Genomic DNA, 21443 nt, shown 5'->3' with positions numbered 1-21443 from the left:
GGCACAATTCAGGGATTTTTCCCTAGTTAATTACCCCGGAATCTTGCTTGCAAAAATCCATGTTCTGGTTAGATGTGCTGCATCTGCGAATAGCTTGAGGCGTTAAACAAAATGGCAAACCTCTCCTCCGAAGGTACTTCCCATGAGGGAAAGGTCGCACTGATCACTGGCGTGACCGGACAAGATGGTGCCTATTTGGCACGCCTTCTTCTGGAAAAGGGCTATGAGGTTCATGGCCTCAAGCGTCGTTCGTCTTCGTTCAACACGGGCCGCGTCGAAGATATCTACGAAGACCCCCATGTTCAGAACGCCCGCTTCCACCTGCACTATGGCGACCTGACGGATTCGACCAACCTCATCCGTATCGTCCAGCAGGTTCAGCCTGACGAGATCTACAATCTGGCCGCTCAGAGCCATGTTCAGGTCAGTTTCGACACGCCTGAATATACCGCCAATGCCGATGCCATCGGCACGCTGCGCCTGCTCGAAGCGATCCGCATTCTGGGGCTGGAAAAGAAGACCCGCTTCTATCAGGCCTCGACCTCGGAACTTTACGGTCTGGTGCAGGAAGTGCCCCAGCGCGAAACCACCCCGTTCTATCCGCGCTCGCCCTATGGCGTGGCCAAGCTCTACGGCTACTGGATCGTGGTGAACTATCGCGAGGCCTATGGCATCCACGCCAGCAACGGCATCCTGTTCAACCACGAAAGCCCGCTGCGCGGCGAAACCTTCGTGACGCGCAAGATCACCCGCGCGGCCGCCGCCATCGCGCTGGGCCGTCAGGAAAAGCTGTATCTGGGCAATCTGGACGCCAAGCGCGACTGGGGCCATGCGCGCGAATATGTCGAAGGCATGTGGCGCATGCTGCAGCAGGACGAAGGCGACGATTACGTGCTGGCCACGGGGGAAACCACCGAGGTGCGTGAATTCGTGCGCTGGGCCTTTGAAGATGCCGGGATCGAGCTGGAATTCTCCGGCGAAGGCATTGATGAAAAGGGCATCTGCAAGAAGACCGGCAAGGTCATCATCGAGATCGACCCGCGCTATTTCCGCCCGACCGAAGTCGATCTGCTGATCGGCGATCCGGCCAAGGCGAAGGCCAAGCTGGGCTGGACGCATCAGACCACCGTGCGCGAACTGGCGCGCGAAATGGTCTTGTCCGACCTTGAAACCATGCGCGATGCGCCCATCGCCAAATTCCAGTAAGGACGCACGCGATGTTTGATCTTTCGGGCAAGCGTGTGTTCGTGGCCGGGCATCGCGGCATGGTGGGCAGCGCCGTTGTGCGCCGCCTTGCCGGCGAAAATTGCGAAGTGCTGACCGCGGGCCGCGCCGATCTGGACCTGATGGATCAGGCCGCGGTGCGCGGATGGATGGCGCGGGAAAAGCCGGATGTGGTTGTTGTGGCCGCCGCCAAGGTGGGCGGCATTCTGGCCAACAACACCTATCCGGCCGATTTCCTGTATAACAACCTGATGATCGAGGCGAACCTCATCGAGGCGTCGCACCGGGTGGATGTGGGCAAGCTGCTGTTTCTGGGCTCTTCCTGCATCTATCCCAAATTCGCGCCCCAGCCGATCACCGAGGACGCGCTGCTGACCGGGCCGCTCGAACCGACCAACGAATGGTATGCGATCGCCAAGATCGCCGGGATCAAGCTGTGCGAATCCTATCGGGTGCAATATGGCTCCGATTACATCAGCGGCATGCCCACCAACCTCTATGGTCCGGGCGACAATTATAACCTCGAAACCAGCCATGTGATGCCCGCGCTGATCCGCAAGGTTCACAATGCCAAGCAGAGCGGCGGCACGGTCGAGGTGTGGGGCACGGGCACGCCGCGCCGCGAATTCCTGCATGCCGACGATTGCGCCGATGCCTGCGTGCATCTGCTCAAGAATTATTCGGCGCAGGAACATGTCAACATCGGCTTCGGCTCGGATGTCTCGATCCTCGAACTGACGCAACTGGTGATGGAAGTCATCGGTTATGACGGCGAGATCGTGCATGATCTGTCCAAGCCCGACGGCACCCCGCGCAAGCTGATGGATTCGACCCGTCTGCACAATCTGGGCTGGAAGCCGAAGATCGCTCTCAAGGACGGTATCGCCGACGCCTATAGCCATTTCCTGCAAGAGATCGGCTAATGAGCAGGGCGCTTCGGCTCGCCATCGTCGGGCTGAATTATGCGCCCGAAGAGATCGGCATCGCCCGTTACACCGCCGATATGGCCCGCGCGCTGGCCGCGCGCGGCCATCAGGTGGGGGTGATTTCGGGCAAGCCCTACTACCCGGCATGGCATGTGCCGCCCGAATGGCGCGGGGGCTGGCGCGCCTCGGTTGAGGACGGGGTGGCGATCACCCGCTGCCCGCTCTATGTGCCGGCAAAGCCCAGCGGCCTTAAGCGCATCATCCATCTGGCCAGCTATGCGCTCAGCGCGCTTGGGCCTGCGGTTCGCGCCGCGCGGAAAAACCGCCCCGATGTGGTTATCTGCATCGCCCCCGCGCTGCTCAGCGTGCCGGTGGCATGGATCGCGGCGCGCCTGTCGGGCGCGAAGCTGTGGGTCCATATTCAGGATTTCGAGGTCGAGGCGGCCTTTGCCACCGGCCTGGTTCAGGAAAAGGGCGGTCTGGCCAAATGGGGCGCGCGGGCGGAAGGTTTCCTGCTCGGTCTGGCCGATATGGTCTCCTCGATCAGCCCGCAGATGGTCGCCAAGCTGCACGAAAAAGGCATTGCGGCCGATCAGACCATCGAGATCCGCAACTGGGCCGACACCACCATCCAGCCCGACCCCGACCAGGGCGCCGCCTATCGCGCGCAATGGGGGCTGACGGGCAAGAAGGTCTGCCTCTATTCGGGCAATATCGCCAACAAGCAGGGCATCGACATCCTGATCGAGGCCAGCCGCCATTTGCAGCACCGCGACGACATTGCCTTTGTCATCTGCGGCGACGGGCCCAACCGCGCCCGGCTCGAAGAACTGGCGCAGGGGTTGAAGAACATTCAGTTCCACGGGCTGCAACCCTCGGGCCGGATGGGGCAATTGCTGGGGCTGGCATCGGTGCATCTGCTGCCGCAAATTCCGGGCACCGCCGATCTGGTGCTGCCCTCGAAACTGACCAATATGCTGGCCTCGGGCCGCCCGGTGGTGGCCACGGCCAATCCCGGCACCGGCCTGTATGACGAGGTTGACGGCTGCGGCATCAACACCGCGCCGGGCGATGCGGCGGCTCTGGCCTGCGCCGTCGAACAATTGATCGACGATCCCGCGCTGGCCGCTCGCTATGGCGAGGAAGGTCGCATCCGCGCCACCGAGCGCTGGTCCATCGCGCGGGTCATCGACCGGCTGGAAACCGGGTTGCGCGCCCTTGCCGGAGCCGCGCGATGATCGGCGGCCTGCTGCGCAACATCCGCCACACCCGTCTGGGCCGCGCCATTTCCGTGGGCGTCTATGGACAGGCCATCCAGATGGCGTTTCAGTTCATCGGCGTGCCGCTGATGATTTCGAAATGGGGGGTGGAGCGCTATGCGGTCTGGATCATCCTGTCCTCGGTGCCCTCCTATCTCTCGATTGCCGATCTGGGCCTGACGCAAGCGGCCAGCAATGACATGGCCGCCAGCGCGGCGCAGGGTGACCGGGCCCGCGCCATCTCGGTGTTTCAGGCGCTGCGCCTGTTCGTGCTGCTGGTCTTTGCAGGCCTGTTCCTGCCCGCGTTGGCGCTGATCTATACGGTGGGCGGCAAATGGCTGGCATTTGCGCAGGTCGCAACGGGCGGCCATGCCCAGCTCACCATGCTGATGCTGTGGAGCTATGCGCTGATCTGTCTTGGCAACGGGTCGATCAATGCCGGGCTGCGCACGGTGGATCGCTATGCGCTGGGCTCGGCCATTTTCCAGACGCTGTTCATGTTCGAATCGCTCAGCCAGTTGGCGGCGGTATGGCTGGGCGCCAATGCGTTTCAGGTGGCCATGCTCACCCTGTCGATCCGTATCGTGGCGACCATCGTCGTCAATCTGGTGCTGCGCCGTCATGGCGGGTGGCTGGTGTCGGCGCCGTGGCAATCCTCGCTGGGCGAATTGAAGCGGCTGGTCAAACCGGCGCTGGGTTCGCTGGCCATTCCCATCGCCAATGCCACCACGCTGCAGGGCGCCATTCTGGTGCTGTCCTCGGCGGCAGGGGCGGCGGCGGTGCCGGTCTTTACCGTCACGCGCACGCTGACGCGGCTGCCGCTGCAATTCTCGCTGATCCTCAGCGTTGCGGCGCTGCAGCGCTTTACCGTCGCCCATTCCCAGAGCAACGAGCGCCAGAAGGCCGTTCTGGCGCTGCTGGCGCTGGGGGTAACTCTGGTGATGGTGATCCCCGCTTCGCTGCTGCTGGTGCTGATCGGGCCGGAGATCATCCGGTTCTGGACGCGCGGTGCCATCCATACGCCGACCTTGCTGGTGGCGCTGCTGGCGGGGGCCATGGTGCTCAACGCCTGCTGGAATTCGCTCTGCTCGTTCCTCATCGCGGTCAACGCCCATACCGGCATCGCACTGTTCTATATGGTCAGCGCGCTGGTGGCGCTGGGCGGGGCCATGGGGCTGGCCCATCTGTGGCAGGCGCAGGGCGTGGCGATGGCCGGGCTGGCGCTGGACGCGGTGATGCTGATCGCGGTGGCGGCCACGGTGCGCCGGGCCCGGCTGCTGCATTTCGACATGACCCGCGATCTTGCCATGCAATTCGTGCAAAAACTGCGTCGGCGCTGAAACGGTCCGCCCTGAACAGACCGGCAAACAAAGAGGCCTCTCAAGTGGACAAGCCAAACCTCGACACGTCAGGCGCTCCGGCCCCACGCTTCAGCGTGCTTGTTCCGGCATGGAATGCCGCGCCCTTCATCGCCGCCACGCTCCATTCGGTGCGCAAGCAGGGCTTTGCCTCGGTCGAGGTGATCGTCATGGACGGGGGCAGCACCGATGGCACGCAGGCCGTGGTCGAGGCCTTCGAGGGCCTGAACATCACGCTGGTCAGCGAGCCCGACAAGGGCCAGCTCGACGCGCTGCAAAAGGCGGCCCGTCTGGCGCGGGGGGATATTCTCTACTGGCTGAACGCCGATGACATCCTGATGCCCGGATCGCTGGCGGCGGTGGATGCGGCCTTTCGCGCCGATCCCGATCTCGATCTGGTGTTTTCCGATGACTTTGCCTTTGAGGAAGAAACCCGCCTGCTGGTCAATGGCGGGCTGATCAAGGGGCTGAGCGTGGCCGACCACGCGCTGTTCTATCGCCAGATGTATTCGGAATGCATTTTCTGGAAGCGCGAAAAGACCCGCCTGTTGCCCGACAGCTTCTATGATCTGCGGCTTTGCACCGATTATGCCTTTTTCCTCAACCTGCGGGTGGGGCTCAAGGAAAAGTGGCTGCCCAAGCGGCTGGGCGCGTTTCGCATCGCGCCGGGCCAGATTTCGCAGATCTATCGCGACCGGCTGGACGGCGAAAGGTCGCGGATCCGCGCGCTGGTCTTTGAACGGCTGGGGTGGAGCGCATCCAGCGTCCCGATACGGCGCGCGCTGCATTGGCCCAGCTTTCAATTGCGTCAGGTGCTGCGCCCCAAGGTCCATGCAGCGGCCCGCGCGCTGGGCCGCAAGATGGATGGCGGCGCAGGGCGGCGTGCGCGCACCGAGGCCTTCTTCAACGCATGGCTGACGCCCGACGTTGCGCCCACGCCCGCCCTGATTGCCTTGCTGAACAGGTGACATGACATGATCGCGCAGAATTTCGCCCATGACGCCAACGGCCGGATTTCGGATCGCCCGGCGCGCACCAGCATCGTCTTTACCGCGCATAACCGCAAGGATCTGGTGCTGCGCGCGATTGATCTGGCGTTGAAACAGACCGTGCCGGTCCATATCATCATCGCCGACGATGCATCGAGCGACGGCACGCAGGAGGCCGTTCTGGCGGCCTATCCCGACATTTCCTATCTGCGCAGCGAAGTCTCGCGCGGGCCATGCTATCAGCGCAACGAAGGCGTGAAGCTGGCCACGACCGAAATCGTCTTCCCTCTCGACGACGATTCCATGCTGGTCGAACCCGAGATTCTTGAAGAAGCGCTGGCCGATTTTGCCGATCCCTCGGTGGCGATCGTGTGCATGCCGTTCCAGAACATCCTTCAGGACACCCAGATCCGCCATGCCAGGCGCGAGGGCCAGCCTTTCGAAATGCTCGATTTCGCGGCCTGTGCGCATGGCGTGCGGCGCGACGCCTTTTTGCAGGTCGGCGGGTATAACGAGGAACTGTTCTATTCGATGGAGGAAGGCGATCTGGCACTGCGGCTGCTTGACCGTCAGGGCCTGCGCACCATTCGCGGCACCAGCCGGCCGCTGCACCACATGCAGGTGCCCAAAAAGCGCAGCTATATCCAAGACTTCACGATGCATCGCAACAAGATCATCTTTTACTACAAATATGCCCCCGGCCTGCTGGCCCCCTATCGCATGGTGGGATCGGTGGCGGTCGGGTTTAAATTTGCGTGGAACAAGAAGTTCCTGCGTCCGTGGTTCTGGGGCGTTCTGGACGGGTTTGCGCGGGTGCTGAAGGGCAAGGTCAAGCGCCAGCCGGTCAGCAAGGCCTCGTTTGACATGTATGCCCGCCTGCGCCGGGTCTACAATGGCTGATGCTGCGCTGCCCGACCTGACCGGCTGCCATATCGGGCTGCTGGCCTCCTCCTCCTCGCGTCAGGGCGGGGGGGTGTTCGAGGCGATGGTCGCGCAGGCCGAGATGATCCGCGCGATGGGGGGCAAGGTCACGGTCTTTGCCATGATCGACGCCGATACCGATCAGGACCGGGCGCGCTTTTCCCCCAGCCAGGTGATGAATTTCGCCCGCAAGGGTCCGCCGCAGATTTCCTATGCCCCCGGATTGACCGAGGCGATGATCGCGGCCGATCTGGATTGCCTGCATGTGCATGGCATCTGGCAATATCCTTCCTGCGCCGGGGCGATCTGGGCCGGACGCACGGGGCGGCCCTATTTCATCACGCCCCATGGCATGCTCGATCCGTGGATCTATGCGCGCGGGCGCTGGAAGAAGACGCTGCTGCGCATGGCGTGGGAGAACAAAAGCTGGCGTCGCGCCTATGCGCTGCATGCGCTGACCCCGCGCGAGGCGAGCGATCTGGGCGCGCGCACCGGGCGGGCGGAGATCATCATGATCCCCAATGCCGGGCCAGATCCGGCGCCTGCCGTATCGGCCGCCCCGCGCGCGCCGGTTGTGCTCTATATCGGGCGCATCCATACCAAGAAGAACCTGCTGCCGCTGGTGGCGGCATGGCAGGATATGGCCGCGCGCGGGCAGCATCCCGAGGGCGCGAAGCTGAAAATCGCCGGATGGGGCGCGGATGAGGATGTCGCCGCGCTCAGGGCCGCGATTGCAGCAGCGCCCGACGGCATCGAGTTTCTGGGCCCCGTGTTCGGCGCGGCCAAGCAGGCTTTGCTCGATGAGGCGCGCTTCATGGTGCTGCCCTCGCTGTCCGAAGGCTTGCCGATGGCGATTCTGGAGGCATGGGCCGCCGGAACGCCCACGATCATGACGCGCGAATGCAATCTGGACATGGGCTTTGCCAAAGGCGCGGCGCTGGAATGCGGCTTTGACGCCGGATCGATTGCGCAGGCGCTGAGCGATGGCTGGGCGCTGGACCATGCCGCATGGCAGGCCCGCGCCGGGGCGGCGCTCGAACTGGCCGGGTCGATGTTTTCGGCCCGCGCCGTGGCCGCGCAATGGGGCCAAACCTATGCCGCCGCGATAGAACACAACAGGAGGCACGCATGAGCGCGCTGATCACCACGATTATCCTCACCCATAACGAAGAACTGCATATCGCGCGCTCGATTGCCTGCGCGCGCTCCTATGGCAGCGATGTGCTGGTGGTGGATTCCTTTTCGAGCGACCGCACCGTCGAGATCGCCCGCGAGGCCGGCGCCCGCGTCATGCAGAACCGGTTCGAGAATTACGCGCGGCAATTCAACTGGGCGCTGGAAAATGGCGAGGTGGCGACCGACTGGATCGTCCGGCTTGATGCCGACGAGATCATCGGACCCGATCTGGCGCAGCGGATCTGCCGCGAATTGCCCGGCCTGCCCGCCGATGTCGCCGGCATCACCTTTGACCGTCGCCATATCTTCATGGGCCGCTGGGTGCGCCATGGAGGGCGCTATCCGCTGCGCCTGCTGCGCCTGTGGCGGCGCGGCAAAGGCGTGGTCGAGGACCGCTGGATGGACGAGCATGTGGTCATCGACGAAGGCCGCATCCTGCATATGGCGGGCCAGTTCGACGATGCCTCGCTCAAGGACCTGACCTTCTTTACCGCCAAGCACAATGGCTATGCCACGCGTGAGGCAATCGATGTGCTGGACGGGCGCTACGGCCTGCTGGGCGGCAGCGAGGTGGCGGTGGAAAGCGCGGGGAAACAGGCCGCCTTCAAGCGCTGGATCAAGGAAAAGGTTTATAACCGCCTGCCCTTCGGCACCGGGCCGCTGATCTATCTGCTGGTGCGCCTGTTTCCGCAACTGGGCATTCTGGACGGGCCTACGGGCATCACCTATCATGTGCTGCAAGGCTTCTGGTATCGCTTTCTGGTCGATGCCAAGGTGATGGAGCTGGAACAGCTCATCGCCGATGCGCCTGATCGCGAAACGCGGCTGGCGCGGCTGCGCGCGGCCACGGGGCTGAAATTGTGAGTGCGGCAATCTTGGCGATGGCCGGCATGCGTGCTAGTCGCAAGACTTACGCACAGCGGGCCGCTCTCCAGCCGGATTTAAACCTCGCGGGCATGGCTGTCCGCCCAGTTTCGAGGCCCTTGGCGTGATCTATCTGCTGCTCATCTTTCAGCTGTTTCTGATTGTCGAAATGCGGCGGCGGCTGCGCGGCTTCAACCCGGCCGAGGCGGCGAGCTGGTTTCTGCTGGTTTCCGAGATCCTGTACATCAACGGCGACTGGGTCGTGGGCGACGACAATGGCAGTTGGCGAACCTACAGTTATATCAATCACCCAGAGGTTCTGGTGATCTATTATACCTGCGTGGTGCTGATGTTTTCGGCCTCCACCGTCGGCCTGCGGCGGCTTTCGACATCGGTGGCGGAAGTGCGCCAGTCGATGCTGGCGATCATCGCCCGCGTGGCCACGGTCGAACCCTTTCTTTTGGGCATCATCCTGCTCTTTGTCGGCGCCTATATGATGTTGATCGACTGGGACATCCTTCTCGACAACAGCACCTATCTGCTGATGGGATCGAAAGAAGCGATGAAGGGCAATAATGCCGCAGGCGGCTTCATCCAGAGCGTCGTGGGCGCCACCGCGCCGATTTCCGCCATGTTTGTGGCCATTTCGCTCACCCGGCGCTTCACCGCTCTCACCTTCGGCTGGATTGCGGTTTTCAGCTGGCAGTTGGCCATTGCAATTGGCGGGGCTTCGCGCTCGGCTGCGGTGATTTTGGGCATCGTTGTGATTTTCTCCAGCCTGTTTGCCAAAAAAGCCCAGCCCTTTCGCCAGGCCTTTCTGGGTTTGTGCGCCGGCTGGATTTATTGCGCAGCGCTGAGCGGACGCGGTCTCGGGCATTTCGGCCTGACCGCCATTCCCTCCATTTTGGCCGCGCCCACGCAACTGGACGGGGGCAAATGGCTGGAAATGCTGTCCAGTATCTTTCAAGGGGCATTTGTGACCGGCGACGGACTGGATTACAGCGCTGACTTCAACCCCATCTACAAGATACTGTCTTTTTCCCCCTTCCCTTCGGCCGTCGACAATTTCAGCTACTATCTGCCGCTCTACGGCATCAACCTGAATCCATTCGTGCCGATGGGGGCGCAGACCGAGGTCATATTCTTTGGCCCGATCTATACGGCACTGTTTTGGGGAACCCTGTTCTTCCTTTGCCGCTTCCTGACAAAGAACAAGAACAAGATCGGAATATTCTATTATTTCGGATCGCTCTATTTCCTCGTGGTATTCATCCAAACGGGCGCCTATCCAACGCGCAACGTCTATCGCTCCTTCGTGCTTCTGCTTATTTTCACCATCGTTCTGGCCAATCGCAACAAAAAGGTGGCGACCAAAGCTGCAAAATCTGCCCGCCCGGCATTGCAGGACAAGCCATGACCGCTGCATCACCCCATGCCCAGGGCGGCGATGCCTTCGACCTGCGCCGCCGCCCCAGTTTCAGCCGCCGCCACCGCCTCACGCGGTTGATCTGGGCGATTGTGTGGAACACCATGTTCCGTTGGACGCCCAAACAGATGCGGGTCTGGCGGGTGTTTCTGCTGCGCTGCTTTGGCGCGCGGATCGGCTATCACAGCGATGTGCGCGGATCGGTGCGGGTGTTCTATCCGGGCAATCTGGTGATGGGCGCGCATTCGGTGCTGGCCGAAGGGGTGGATTGCTACAATATGGCGCCGCTCAGCGTGGGCGATTACACGATCGTGTCCCAGCGCGTGTATCTTTGCGGCGGCACGCATGATTACACGATCGCCAGCAACCCTCTGGTCGTGCGCCCGATCACCATCGGTTCGAACGTATGGATCGCCGCCGAGGCGATGGTGGCCCCCGGCTGCCGCGTGGCCGACGGCTGCGTGGTGGGCGCGCGGGCGATGGTGCATGGCGCGCTTGAGCCATGGTCGGTCTATTCCGGCAATCCGGCCCGCCGCATCAAGACACGCCCTTTCGACGCCAGCCGCTAACGCCAATCAAAGGGACGCAGGCATGAAGATTCTGGCCATCACACCGACCTATTACCCCCATATCGGCGGGATAGAGCAAGTCGTGTTTCAATTGGCCAGACACAGCCGGGCGCGGGGCGTGACGATGGATGTCGCCCATGTCGCTACCGAGTTCAAACAGGTAGGCTGCATCGATCTGGACGGCGTGCGGGTGCATCAGGTGCCGCTGCATGGGCATCGGCTGCTGGGGCTGGCCCCGGCGCTGGGAGCGATTGCGCGCGATTATGACCTGCTGCATGTGCATGATCCGCAATTGAGCGCGATCACCACCAATGTTCGCCTGTTTTGCGGCAAAAAGCCCGCCGTGCTCAGCACCCATGGCGGATTTCGCCACACGCGCAAGCTGGCGCTGCTCAAGACCCTGTTCGAGACTTTGCTGCTGCGCTCGGCGCTGGGGCATTACCGGGCCATTCTGGCGTCCAGTCCAGGGGATCTGGCCTATTTCGGGCAATTTTCCTCGCGCGTGGTCCCTTGCGGCAATGGCATAGACATGGCCGGTTTCGCCGTTGACGTCGCGGACAACAGCCCCGGCGCTGGATCGCGCGATGTCCATCGCTGGATCTATTGGGGCCGCCTCTCGCGCAACAAGCGGGTCGATCTGGCCATTGATTATGTCGGCATGGCGCGCGCGGCGGGACACCCGGTCGAGCTGCTGATTTGCGGCCGCGATTTCGAGGGGCTGGCCGACGGGCTCAAGGCCAAGGTCGCCGCGATGGGGCTGGACAAAGCCATCACTTTCGTCCCGTTTTTGACGCAGGAGCAACTGCGCGCCGAAATCGCCCGGCGCGGCGTGGCCATCACCGCCACCGAGCATGAGGGCTTTGGCCTCAGCACGGTCGAGGCGATGGCGGCGGGTCTGATCGTGATGTGCCGCGACATGGCGCCGCTCAACCATTTCGTGAAGCCGGAAAACGGGCTCTATCTCTATTTCGACCTCGGATCGCAGGACAAGGAGCGGCTGGACGCCTTTTTGGGCGCCGATGAAACGCGGCTCTCGGCCATGCGTGAGGCCGCGCTGGCGATGGCTGCAACCTATGACTGGAACCGGGTGATCGAGGGCTATCTTGAACAATATCGTCAGGCCCTCTCGGCCTGACGCTGCACCTGCGTTGGTGGTTGCCAATCATGTTGCGATGCATCATTAGGGTAATTACTTATCATTACCCAGCCGAACCAAGCAACGCAACAGCGCCCGTGCGCCGACCACTATTCGCCTTATGATCCAAAGCTTGATAGAGGACATGATGTGCTGCTGATTGCGAACAGGTTGCGTGAGTCCTTCTCCCAGAACGCGGGATCGAAGCGCGCGGTTGAGCTTGACGCCATTCGCGGTCTGGCGATCATGCTGGCGGTCGGTTCGCACCTGAACCGGCCCAGCGGCAATGCCCTGCTCGACTGGATCCAGACCCCTGCCATGCGCTGGGGGGCCATCGGCGTGGATATCTTTTTCGTGCTCAGCGGATTTCTGATCGGCGGCATGATCATTCGCGAAATCGACACCACCGGCGGTTTCAACATCAAGAAGTTCCTGACCCGGCGCGCCTTCCGCCTTTGGCCGGTGCTCTATCTGTTTGTCGTGGCGCATATGCTCTTTAAGCGCAGCGATCCCTACAGCGATTATGTCCCGCAGATCTTCTTCCATGTGCAGAATTATTTCCGCACACCGATCAACCACTTATGGTCACTGGCGGTTGAAGAGCAATTCTATCTGCTGGCCGCCCTGCTGCTGCCGCTGATCGCGCGGCTTCAGATCAACACAAGGCCGATGCTGATGTGGCTGGCCGGGCTTGCCGCATTCTCATCGCTGCTGCGCACGGTGGCGTGGTATTACGGGGTCGATGCGGTTTCGCTGCAATGGCAAACGCAATATCGTATCGACGTGCTGCTGGTCGGGATCATTCTGGCGGTGCTCAAATTCCGCCGCCATGATCTTTATATCCGGCTGCAGGGGCGGCATTGGCCCTATCTGCTCGTGGCTCTGGCCTGCTGCTTTGGCCTGAACGAAGTGTCTTTCCACCCCACCTATGTGAACGTCTATGGGCGATGGCTGGGCATGGGGCTGGGCGCGTCGCTCATCCTCGGGCTGGATGGGGTGCAATTGCCGCGCCCGGCGCTGTGGATTGCGCGCCCGCTGGCTTTTCTGGGGATCTATTCCTATTCGATCTACATCTGGCACCCCGGCATCGGCCGCTCGCTGATCTCATGGGCCGCGGCCAAGTCGGGATCGCTGCCGCTGGGCATTCTTATCGGCAATGCGCTGGTGGTGGCTCTGGGCGTGGCGATCACTCGCAGCGTCGAGCGTCCTATGATGGCCTTGCGCGACCGCCTGTTCCCATCGAACGTGCATTCGTAAATCCAGGCCCGGCTCGAACATAGGGACCGAAAATCACCGCAGCTTGTCTCATCCTTGATGACGCCATCGGGCGATATGATAAGACGGGGCGTCGCTTTGGGATAAACACCTATGCTCGAACGCAAGTTTCGCACTCTGGCCCGCGTGGCCGGAGCCCTCGGCCTGATCGCAATCGGTGCGCTGACACTGGCGCCCGCTCCCACCATTGCCGAGGCCGAAATCTCTGCTCAAGCCGCGCCTGCGCGCGCCGTCAATCCGCCGCTGGGGCGGATGGTGTGGATGCATATGATGGGCCAGATGCCCCGCAACGCGGGCATGCAATATGGTTCAACCTATCCGATCAGCATCTTTGACGAAAAGGACCCGGTGGCCCGCGCCGGGTCCGAGAAGCAATTCATCTATGACGTCATCCATTCCGGCATTGGCGGCATCGCCTTCGAAATCCTGCCCGGCAAGGGGGGCAACGCGATCCGCGTTCCGCAATATGCGGCGCTGGTCAAGGCGATGGCCGGTTCGGGCATTCTGGTGGCGCCCTGCTTTGACAGCGGCAAATCGCCCGAAGATCTGATCGACGCGATCGAACAATCCTATCAGGTGGCCAAAAACTATGGCAATCCGGCGCTGATGGCCGATGGCCGCCTGATCGTGTTTTTCTATGGCAGCCGGAGCATGGCGCCCGACGACTGGGCCCGCGTGCGCAGCAAGGTCATCGCCGACGGTTTTCCGGTGTTTATGATCGGGGATGCCTCGCAGGCCAATATTCCGCCTGCCAACGCCTTTGCCAATGCCGCGGCGCTGGCCGCGCATTGGGATGGGGCGTATAACTTCCCCGGTGCGGGCGTTGCCGGGGCGGCCGATTCCAATGCCAATTGGAACAAGGTCATGGCCGCCAACCACAAGGTCTGGGTCGGCAGCATCATGCCCAGCTATTATCGCGGCATCGCGGTCAACCCATCCTATGGCCCCTTTGGCGTCGATGCTCAGGGTACCGGACGGCTGCGTTCGCTGTGGAGCGATATTCTGCAATCGAACATCGGCTGGGTTTATTGGATCACCCAGAACGACTTTGTCGAACACACCAACCTCGCGCCCGACAGTTCATGGGGCTACACACGCTCGGACATGAACCTGTGGTTCTCGCGGCTGCTGACAAAGGGCTCCTATCCCTTTGGGCAGGCGCTTTACCTGACCGCGCCGCAATCGCTGCGCGCGGGCGAAAGGTCGGTGGCCGAACTGGCCATCATCAATCCCGATGCGACCCCGGTGAAGGCCCATCTGCAGGTGGTGGCCGACAATGGCGATGTGCTGGGGGCGGCGGATCTGACGGCGCGCGCGCATCAGCTGGATGCTGTACAGATCCCGCTGGTGGCGCCGGCAGGCGGACGCTATGCCTTTGCCCGCGCAGTTGCCAAGGGGCCCAGCGGCACGATCACCTCGGCGCCCATCCTGTTCTCGACAGAGAGCAAATTGCCGCGCGATCACGGCGTCACCAATTATTACAGCCTCAACAGCCGCCTCACCACACCCAAGGGCTGGCGCCCGGTGATCAGCGCGCAAGGTAATAATGTCCGGATTTCGGGGATAGATGCGCGCAGCGTCCTGTCCGCCGATCTGCTGGCGGACGGCAATCTGATCGATCAGATCAAATTCCCCCCCGCAGGCGATATCGGCTTGAGCAAGACCCGTGTGCTTCAGGTCGGGCGCGATTCCGACGATAACAAGAACAGCCGACTCTATGGTGGCCCCAGAATGTATCTGGTCAGGATCGTGCTGAAGAACGGGGCGATGTGGTTTTCCGACCCGATGCCCGACGCGCCAAAACGCCCGTCCTGACGCGAGGCGAAAGGACAGGCGTTCCGGGCGGAAAGGATCGATCAACCCAGTCGGCGGATGACCGGCTGATAGATTCGCAGCACGAGGGAAACCACCGCGCCCGAGGCAAAGGTCAATCCATAGGACGGGCGGGCATAGGCCGTCTGGGAATGGAAGCCATTCCATTTGGAATGGCCGTAATTGCCGATGGTGGTCGTGGGAGTCATGGCGGTGGAATAGGTCTGGAGCAGGCTGTCGGCCGAACTGTAAACCCACCATTGCATCTGCATCTGGCCGGTCGAACCATCGGTGCCGGTGGCGCTGCTGGCGGTGGACAGGCTGCCTGACACCAGCTTGATCTTGGTGTACCACTGCCAACACTGGGCATAGGCCATGTTGATGGAGCGCAGCACATCGGGATAGACCACCCATGCGCCTGCCGCTGTCACCGTTCCCGACAGCGCCACTTCGACATAATAGCCATCGGCATCGACCCCCACGCTGTTGACCGCCGTGGTCAGCCCCGCCAGCCCATTGGCCACGCCCTGCGACCACCCGGTGGGCCAGGTGGATTGCGCGCCGCCCAGCATGGTGACGTTGCGCGGCTGGACCGGATAGCGCGCCAGCGCCCGGTCACGCCCCATCCGCCCCCCACCGGTGTTCACGATCATGTCGCCGATGATGAGCTGGTCCGTGGTGCCCGAAACCACATCGCTGCCGATCGCATAGCATTTCAACTGCCAGCTTCCGGTGTTGACGTTGGGCGGCAGATAGACCGGCAGGAGGAAGCGGCCGAATGTGGCGGGCAAGAGAATGGTCCGCTGCATCGCCCATTGCGAGTTCGAATAATTGACCAGCTCGATCAGCACGCGTGAAACGCTGCGCGTGGGGGCCTGCTGCAGCCCGATTTCGACAAACACCATTCCGCCCGCCGCCAGCGATGCGGCATTGACGCCGATATATTTGCCCGCGCCGGTGCCTGTGTTGGTGCAGGTAACAAGGTCAAAATCATTCCCGCCATACTGATCGGCGGTGGAAACAGCGGTGCCGGTGCCATAGATCCCGCGCAAGGATGGAGACAGGCCATTGCCGATCAGCGACAGCGTGGGATTATCACTGAGAGGATGGACCATCGCGCCGCCCGTCGTGCCCGGCCAGAACGACCCGTAATCCTCCAGCCTCGCGAAGGGGTGCGTCGAAAACTGCACCGGCACGCTTCCGTCGGATTCGCGGAATATGAAAACACTGCTGTTGTTCACAAAGTTGCTGGTCCGCCCGTTGGGAAACTCCATGACATAGGTGTTCGCGCCGCCGGTGAACTTGTTGTTTTCCCAAAAACCATACTGAAGATTGGAAATGTAGCAGCGCATGGCCGGAGCAGACCATCCGCTGATTTGGGCAAACAGATTGTCCTTGATGGTCGGCATCACCAGATAGCCGACATCGCTGCCCGCGCCGATCCACGGCTTGCAGGTCGCACGGTCGGTGCCGCTGGACGTATCCTCATTGGCAATCAGGATGCGCGGATAGGGGTTGGCCATCGTCTGCGTTTCGCCGCCAAACTTGTTCTGCTTGATCATCCCGGCCCAACCGGCATTGGTGCCGCTGGATTCGGTGATGTTCGGCTTGATCCAGATGTCGGCCTTGCGGTTCTGCAGCAGGTCGTTCTTTTGAATATTGTAATTGGCCGACAAACGCGGACCGATGGCGATGCCGTAATCATTGCCGCCGATCGCACAATTTTCGATCACCAATTGATCGACATAGCCGCCCCATGCAATGCCGATATTGGCGCCATTGCCGCCAAACTGGCAATTGTCGATTTTCAGGAAGGGACTGTCGACGCTGTTATTGCTGATCGCGCATTCGGTATAATTGCCGAACATGCAATTGGTGATCCGCATGTTCTGGCTGGCATTGGTGCTGGTGCGGGTGCATTTCAAAAAGCCCTTGCCGCCCAGAAACATGATGCCATCCACATACATGCTCATCAATTGGCCGGTGACGGTCAGGAAATATTTGTCCGCCGGAATGCGGATGACCACCGTGCCGGGGATGCGCGCTTTCAGCCAGAGCTTGCAATCGCTCATAGTGAAATCACCGGCATCATAGATGCCCGGCTCGATCTCGATCCCGCTCTGATATTGATAAAGGTCGAGGATTCCGGTCGGGGCGGCGCTGCGCGAGGCGGCCACGGTGGCAATACAGGCGGCAACCCCGGCCTGATCGGATGCCGCGCTGTTGCCATCGCCCACCGCGCCGGCCTGGGTGGGAACCGAGGCATTGCTGACCGCAGCGCGCACGGCGGACGCGGCATTGCTGGAGGCCTGGGTTGCCAGTTTGCGTGCAAGAATGTCGATCATTGGGCCATCCTGTAGTTGAGGGTGCCGGCCGACAGGGTGACCTGAAGGTAAAGCTGGGCAGTGGTCTCGCTTTCATCCCAGACCGCCTCACAGCAATCGACCGTGAACAGCGCCCAGGGCGCACCGCCCATCGTCAGCGGCAATTTGTTCACACCGCCATCAATCGAGCGCAGCAATTGAACGCTCCCCGACCATGTACCCGAAAGCGTCAGGATCACGCTGCGCCCGACCACAGGCGTAAAGGGGCCAAGCAACACCGAGGCCGATGTGCTGCCGGTCAACGGCGCGGTCGTCGTTACCGGAAAAGTCACCGGCAGCGGCGCGGCGGTATTGACCGTGGCGGCCGTGCCATCGGCATTGGCAAAACTAACCGCAAATTGCGGGACATAATTGGCCGGTGTCTGAACGGGCTTGGACATGGTGCCTCCTTTACGAATGATCCTTTTTGGAAAATAACCAATTAGGTTCGTGTAGGAAATGCAAATTATCCGATATGCCGAAACAAGTGACAGGATCACTTATCCGGTTTTTATCGAGATCTATACTATTGACTTTTATTGTCTTTCTTGCGGATACCCACAGGGCTCTCACCGCCGCCGCGATGAACAAATTCCGGCCGCCCCCGAGGCCTGAAGCGAATGCAGCAAAGCGAATCGCCCAATCCGCAACGCAGCGCCTCAATGCGCCCGACGCGAATGTTTGCGCCGAATTTCCGATTAAAACATGCTTATTCAATCCATCTACCCCGCCGGATATTCGTGGCGGGATCGGGAGAATATTGCGCTTTCCGGCCTGTCGGACCAATCCGTTCCTGCCGCGCTCGTGCTGCAATGCAAAATCTTTGCTCGACTCCCGCCTTTTTGCTGTGCTAGGGAGTGTTACGTAATTTTAGGAGATAGCATCATGGCTGCTAGCATGCTTGTGGTACTCGCCGCTGCCGGTTTGGTGGCCGGTGCCCCCGCCCAGAATACCCAGATCCGTTCGGCTGCCGCCATCCCGGTCGCCGGCAAGACTCAGCTGGCCAACGTCGTGGTCAAGCGTAACGTCGGCGCAAACTGCAAGGTTGCCCCCAAGTCCAAGGCTGCCGCTGCTCGCTGCACCGAAGCCCAGGCTCAGGGCACGCCCGCCTTTGTCGCTGGTGCTAACACCATGTCGACTTCGGCCTTCGGCAGCTTTGCCGCTTCGTTCGGCGCCCCGCTGGTTGGCGCAGCCATCGGTTCGCTGGTGGTTCAGCAGGTCATTGACAACAACAATGGCACCACCACGATTGTCCTTTCCGCGCGGTAATCTCACCTCGCAGAACTGGAATGCAAAAACCCCTCCTGTATCAGGAGGGGTTTTTTCGTGCGCCCAATGATTGCAGGGTCAACGCGATTTGGCCGGGCTCCAGATCTGATAGGTCTTGCCGCTCCAGGAATCGATGATTCCCATGAAAGTGGCGCAAATCTGGGTCAGCACCTCATACAGCGTGACCAGCGGCCCCCCGATACCCTTGCGCGCCAGCAACCACAGCACCACGGCCAGCCCAAGGCTTGCCACGACCACGCTGCTCAACCCCATCTGGCACAGGGCCACGCTGAAGAAGATGGCGGAAAGCGCCAGCATCGGCGCCCCGAACCAGCGTAGCAGCTTATGCGAGACATATTTGTACCGATCCAGCAGCGAATAGGTGCGATCGATGCTGGGCCACAAATGCTTGTGCGTGTTGAAGGCGCGACAGGCGATGCGCCGCTTGCGCCGAAACTCGTCGCTCGAACTGGTGGTGTTCTTTTCATAGGCCACCACATCGGGGGCCGAGATCAGGCGCAGCCCCTCAAAGGTCACACTCATCGACACGGTCATATCATCAAGCAGATGCGCCGGCACCACCGGATAGATCGACCGGCGCGTGGCGAAAATCGAGCCATCGGCGCCCATCATCGACCCGCATTCCGATTCCAGCTTCTTGATCTTTTCTTCCAGCCGCCAATAAAAGCCGCCGACCTGTGCGGTGGTCCCCTCATCATCATTGATATATTTCAACGTGCCCGACACGCCGCCAATGGTCGGATCGCGGAAATAGTTCAGCAAGGCCGGCACCGTCGCCGGGTCGAGGATCACATTGGCATCGGTAAAGATGCAGATGTCGCTCGAACAACTCGCCACCATATGGCGCATGCCGGTAGCCTTGCCGGTACGCTCGCTGGAGGGGACAAAGCGGATCAGATCGGAACGACTTTCGATGATTTCGCGCGTCCGATCGCTGCTCATATCCGAATAGGCGACAAACTCCACATCGGGGCAAATCTTGCGGATTTCCTCCAGATTGCGGATCTTGTCGGGCAGCGACGCCTCTTCATTATAGGCCGAAAACAGCAGGCTGGCGCTGGGCTGCGGCAAGGTCTGACCGGGCGCCACAGGTCGCCGCTTCATCCAGCGCAACGTGATCGGATAGATCAGATAGGGATGCACGAACAAAAGCAAGAACAGCAGTGCTAACGAAAGGCTGATCCACGGCATATTCGGATCTCACACTATCAAGGCCGCCGAAACGGCAGGTTTTCAAAAAAGCCAGATCGCAGCACTCCTTGTCCGCAAGCGGATGGCGCAGGCGATACTGAATGGCGAAAGATCGCGCTTGCCTCAGAACACCAGTTCAAGGCCCTGCATAACGGTCAGATAACGCAGCCGATCCTGCGTCAGCCCGGCATCGCGCCGATAATATCCCGCCTGCGTGATCAGCGACAGGTTGCGATTGAGGCTGATGCGAGAGGATGCCGATGCGCCATAGCCATAAGGCTGACGCCCCGCGATCATATAATCGAAATAATCATAATTACCCGACACAGTGACGCGCCAGTTGTCACGGATATCATGAGTATAGGTCAGATCAATATTGGTCCTTCTACGCCCCGGTGAGGCATAGCTGCTGCTTTCATCAATTTTCTTTCTGGCACTCAGCCGTAGATTGCTCTGCTTGCTCAACAAATAGAGCAGATCGACCTTATAGCTCAACCCCGCAATGTTCTGAATCCGAGCATCTTCGAAGTTCTGGGCCATATAGCCCGCCTGAATCGTGCCCAGCAGGCGGCGGTTAAGCTGAACATTGAGCCCCGCCATCGCTTCATAACCGACCGAATTGGCGCTCACGACAATCGGGTTGGCAGACGTGCCCAGATTGCGCAGCGCATCGTAATAATGCCGGTTGCCCTCCACCGAGACAACCGCCTCAATGCCGGGGCGAAGCTGATGGGTGGCAAGGCCCGCAACGCTCCACCGGGCATGGCTGCGGCGGCTCTGATCCACAATCGCCCCCGTCTGCGCATCCACCGATGGCGAGAACAGCTTGCGATCCACCGCCATGTTCAACCGCCAGCCCAGAATAGGCGAGCGATGAGACAAATCAGCCTCGCCCAGATATTGCCAATAGCGCACCGGTTCGCGCGTCTCGGGCTGGTTGTTGATGTCTACGCGCGAGAGCATCTCGCGATTGGCCGAACCATGCAGCCGCAGCAACACCAGTTCCGGCGTCCCGCGTTCATAGCGCAGCGAGCTGGCAAATGTGTTCATGTCATTGGCACGGGCCTGCGTATAGCGCGTGGCGGTGTAGCGCAGGTTGCCGCTGATGCGGTTGACCGCATCGCCATTGTCGAAATTCAGCTCAGGCGTGATCTGCGCCACCGGCCCGGTGGTCTTGCTGGCCCGGTCGGCAGTGGACAGGTTGTTATAGCCCCCTGCCACCGTGACCGAGGGTTGCAGACGCAGGCTGCGAATACGGATCGGCCGGGGGCGATAATTGGGCGCGATGCCCCCGGTCAGCGCCTGCGTGCTGGCCATATCGTCCAGTAGGGGCAGAAAGCGCGTGACCGGATCATTCAGCACCGGCTGAATGATGACCGGCTGGGGCGGGGTGGAGGTAAAGGGCACCACCGGCTGGGGCGCGAGGATCACAGGGGGCGGGGGCGCGGCGCCCGGCTGCGCCTGAACCGTGCGCGAGGTTGCCGTGCCGCCCCATGTCGGGGCAACCGCCCGCTCGCCAATCTTGCCGTAGGTGATCGTCTGGGCCAGAGCGGGCGCCGACATCAAAATGGTGGCGACAATCCCCACCCCTTTGGCGATCCGCGTGGTCGATTTCATGAATGTGTCCCCCATAGGCCCGGCCTGTTCGTCCTTGCTGCACCCCTG

At 61.4% G+C, this 21443-nt stretch carries 19 protein-coding genes; 14 read left to right on the top strand and 5 right to left on the bottom strand.

Features of this window, described 5'->3' with window-relative positions:
• Window positions 1–111: 111 nt before the first annotated feature.
• Genes gmd through FHW96_RS08730 form a run of 8 tightly spaced genes read left to right on the top strand, consistent with a single transcriptional unit; the run spans window position 112 to window position 8717 of the window.
• On the top strand, window positions 112–1206 hold the full coding sequence (gene gmd / locus FHW96_RS08765; protein WP_172340171.1) for a GDP-mannose 4,6-dehydratase: 1095 nt from the start codon (window positions 112–114) through the stop codon (window positions 1204–1206).
• An 11-nt stretch (window positions 1207–1217) separates the two neighbouring features.
• Window positions 1218–2147: a GDP-L-fucose synthase gene (locus FHW96_RS08760; protein WP_172340170.1), complete on the top strand. Its 930-nt coding sequence runs from the start codon at window positions 1218–1220 to the stop codon at window positions 2145–2147.
• Window positions 2147–3388: a WcaI family glycosyltransferase gene (locus FHW96_RS08755; RefSeq protein ID WP_172340169.1), complete on the top strand. Its 1242-nt coding sequence runs from the start codon at window positions 2147–2149 to the stop codon at window positions 3386–3388. The genes FHW96_RS08760 and FHW96_RS08755 overlap by 1 nt, the downstream gene beginning before the upstream one ends.
• The gene (locus tag FHW96_RS08750; RefSeq protein WP_172340168.1) at window positions 3385–4749 is read left to right on the top strand and encodes a lipopolysaccharide biosynthesis protein; all 1365 of its coding nucleotides are present in this window, start codon (window positions 3385–3387) and stop codon (window positions 4747–4749) included. Before FHW96_RS08755 ends, FHW96_RS08750 begins: the two co-directional genes overlap by 4 nt.
• Window positions 4750–4793: 44 nt before the next feature.
• Window positions 4794–5735, top strand: a complete 942-nt coding sequence (locus FHW96_RS08745; protein ID WP_172340167.1) for a glycosyltransferase — start codon at window positions 4794–4796, stop codon at window positions 5733–5735.
• Window positions 5736–5741: 6 nt separating this feature from the next.
• Window positions 5742–6656, top strand: a complete 915-nt coding sequence (locus tag FHW96_RS08740) for a glycosyltransferase family 2 protein (RefSeq protein WP_172340166.1) — start codon at window positions 5742–5744, stop codon at window positions 6654–6656.
• Complete coding sequence (locus FHW96_RS08735; RefSeq protein WP_172340165.1) at window positions 6649–7809, top strand: glycosyltransferase; 1161 nt, start codon at window positions 6649–6651, stop codon at window positions 7807–7809. The genes FHW96_RS08740 and FHW96_RS08735 overlap by 8 nt, the downstream gene beginning before the upstream one ends.
• Window positions 7806–8717 carry a glycosyltransferase family 2 protein gene (locus FHW96_RS08730; protein WP_172340164.1) on the top strand — a complete coding sequence of 304 codons (912 nt, stop codon included), beginning with the start codon at window positions 7806–7808 and terminating at the stop codon, window positions 8715–8717. The genes FHW96_RS08735 and FHW96_RS08730 overlap by 4 nt, the downstream gene beginning before the upstream one ends.
• 330 nt (window positions 8718–9047) lie before the next feature.
• On the opposite strand, the gene FHW96_RS08725 is transcribed toward FHW96_RS08730, so the two are convergent.
• Window positions 9048–9188, bottom strand: coding sequence for a hypothetical protein (locus FHW96_RS08725; protein WP_172340163.1), 141 nt, complete (start codon window positions 9186–9188; stop codon window positions 9048–9050).
• A 22-nt stretch (window positions 9189–9210) separates the two neighbouring features.
• On the opposite strand from FHW96_RS08725, the gene FHW96_RS08720 reads away from it, so the two are divergent.
• The 5 genes from FHW96_RS08720 (at window position 9211) to FHW96_RS08700 (ending at window position 14937) form a co-directional block, all read left to right on the top strand.
• On the top strand, window positions 9211–10134 hold the full coding sequence (locus tag FHW96_RS08720; protein ID WP_172340162.1) for a hypothetical protein: 924 nt from the start codon (window positions 9211–9213) through the stop codon (window positions 10132–10134).
• Complete coding sequence (locus FHW96_RS08715) at window positions 10131–10712, top strand: putative colanic acid biosynthesis acetyltransferase (protein WP_172340161.1); 582 nt, start codon at window positions 10131–10133, stop codon at window positions 10710–10712. Before FHW96_RS08720 ends, FHW96_RS08715 begins: the two co-directional genes overlap by 4 nt.
• Window positions 10713–10734: 22 nt before the next feature.
• The gene (locus FHW96_RS08710) at window positions 10735–11847 is read left to right on the top strand and encodes a glycosyltransferase family 4 protein (RefSeq protein WP_172340160.1); all 1113 of its coding nucleotides are present in this window, start codon (window positions 10735–10737) and stop codon (window positions 11845–11847) included.
• Between the two features lie 171 nt (window positions 11848–12018).
• Window positions 12019–13104: an acyltransferase gene (locus FHW96_RS08705; RefSeq protein WP_172340159.1), complete on the top strand. Its 1086-nt coding sequence runs from the start codon at window positions 12019–12021 to the stop codon at window positions 13102–13104.
• 111 nt (window positions 13105–13215) lie between these two features.
• Entirely contained in the window at window positions 13216–14937 is a 1722-nt protein-coding gene (locus tag FHW96_RS08700; protein WP_172340158.1) for a hypothetical protein, read from the top strand.
• Window positions 14938–14978: 41 nt separating this feature from the next.
• Here FHW96_RS08700 and FHW96_RS08695 read toward each other — a convergent pair whose 3' ends face one another.
• Both FHW96_RS08695 and FHW96_RS08690 read right to left on the bottom strand, forming a co-directional pair.
• Entirely contained in the window at window positions 14979–17279 is a 2301-nt protein-coding gene (locus tag FHW96_RS08695) for a hypothetical protein (RefSeq protein ID WP_172340157.1), read from the bottom strand.
• Window positions 17276–17698, bottom strand: coding sequence for a hypothetical protein (locus tag FHW96_RS08690; RefSeq protein ID WP_172340156.1), 423 nt, complete (start codon window positions 17696–17698; stop codon window positions 17276–17278). Before FHW96_RS08690 ends, FHW96_RS08695 begins: the two co-directional genes overlap by 4 nt.
• Window positions 17699–18182: 484 nt before the next feature.
• Here FHW96_RS08690 and FHW96_RS08685 point away from each other — a divergent pair, with 484 nt between their 5' ends.
• Window positions 18183–18566: a hypothetical protein gene (locus tag FHW96_RS08685; protein ID WP_172340155.1), complete on the top strand. Its 384-nt coding sequence runs from the start codon at window positions 18183–18185 to the stop codon at window positions 18564–18566.
• 78 nt (window positions 18567–18644) lie between these two features.
• Here the strand turns inward: FHW96_RS08685 and FHW96_RS08680 are convergent, their stop codons facing one another.
• Both FHW96_RS08680 and FHW96_RS08675 read right to left on the bottom strand, forming a co-directional pair.
• Entirely contained in the window at window positions 18645–19742 is a 1098-nt protein-coding gene (locus FHW96_RS08680) for a glycosyltransferase (protein ID WP_172340154.1), read from the bottom strand.
• 159 nt (window positions 19743–19901) lie between these two features.
• On the bottom strand, window positions 19902–21395 hold the full coding sequence (locus tag FHW96_RS08675; protein WP_172340153.1) for an outer membrane beta-barrel protein: 1494 nt from the start codon (window positions 21393–21395) through the stop codon (window positions 19902–19904).
• Window positions 21396–21443 lie beyond the last annotated feature (48 nt).

The organism is Novosphingobium sp. SG751A (assembly GCF_013149295.1).
Lineage (GTDB): Bacteria > Pseudomonadota > Alphaproteobacteria > Sphingomonadales > Sphingomonadaceae > Novosphingobium.
Note: the sequence above shows the minus strand (reverse complement) of the source record. Positions and strands in the feature narration are given on the sequence as shown.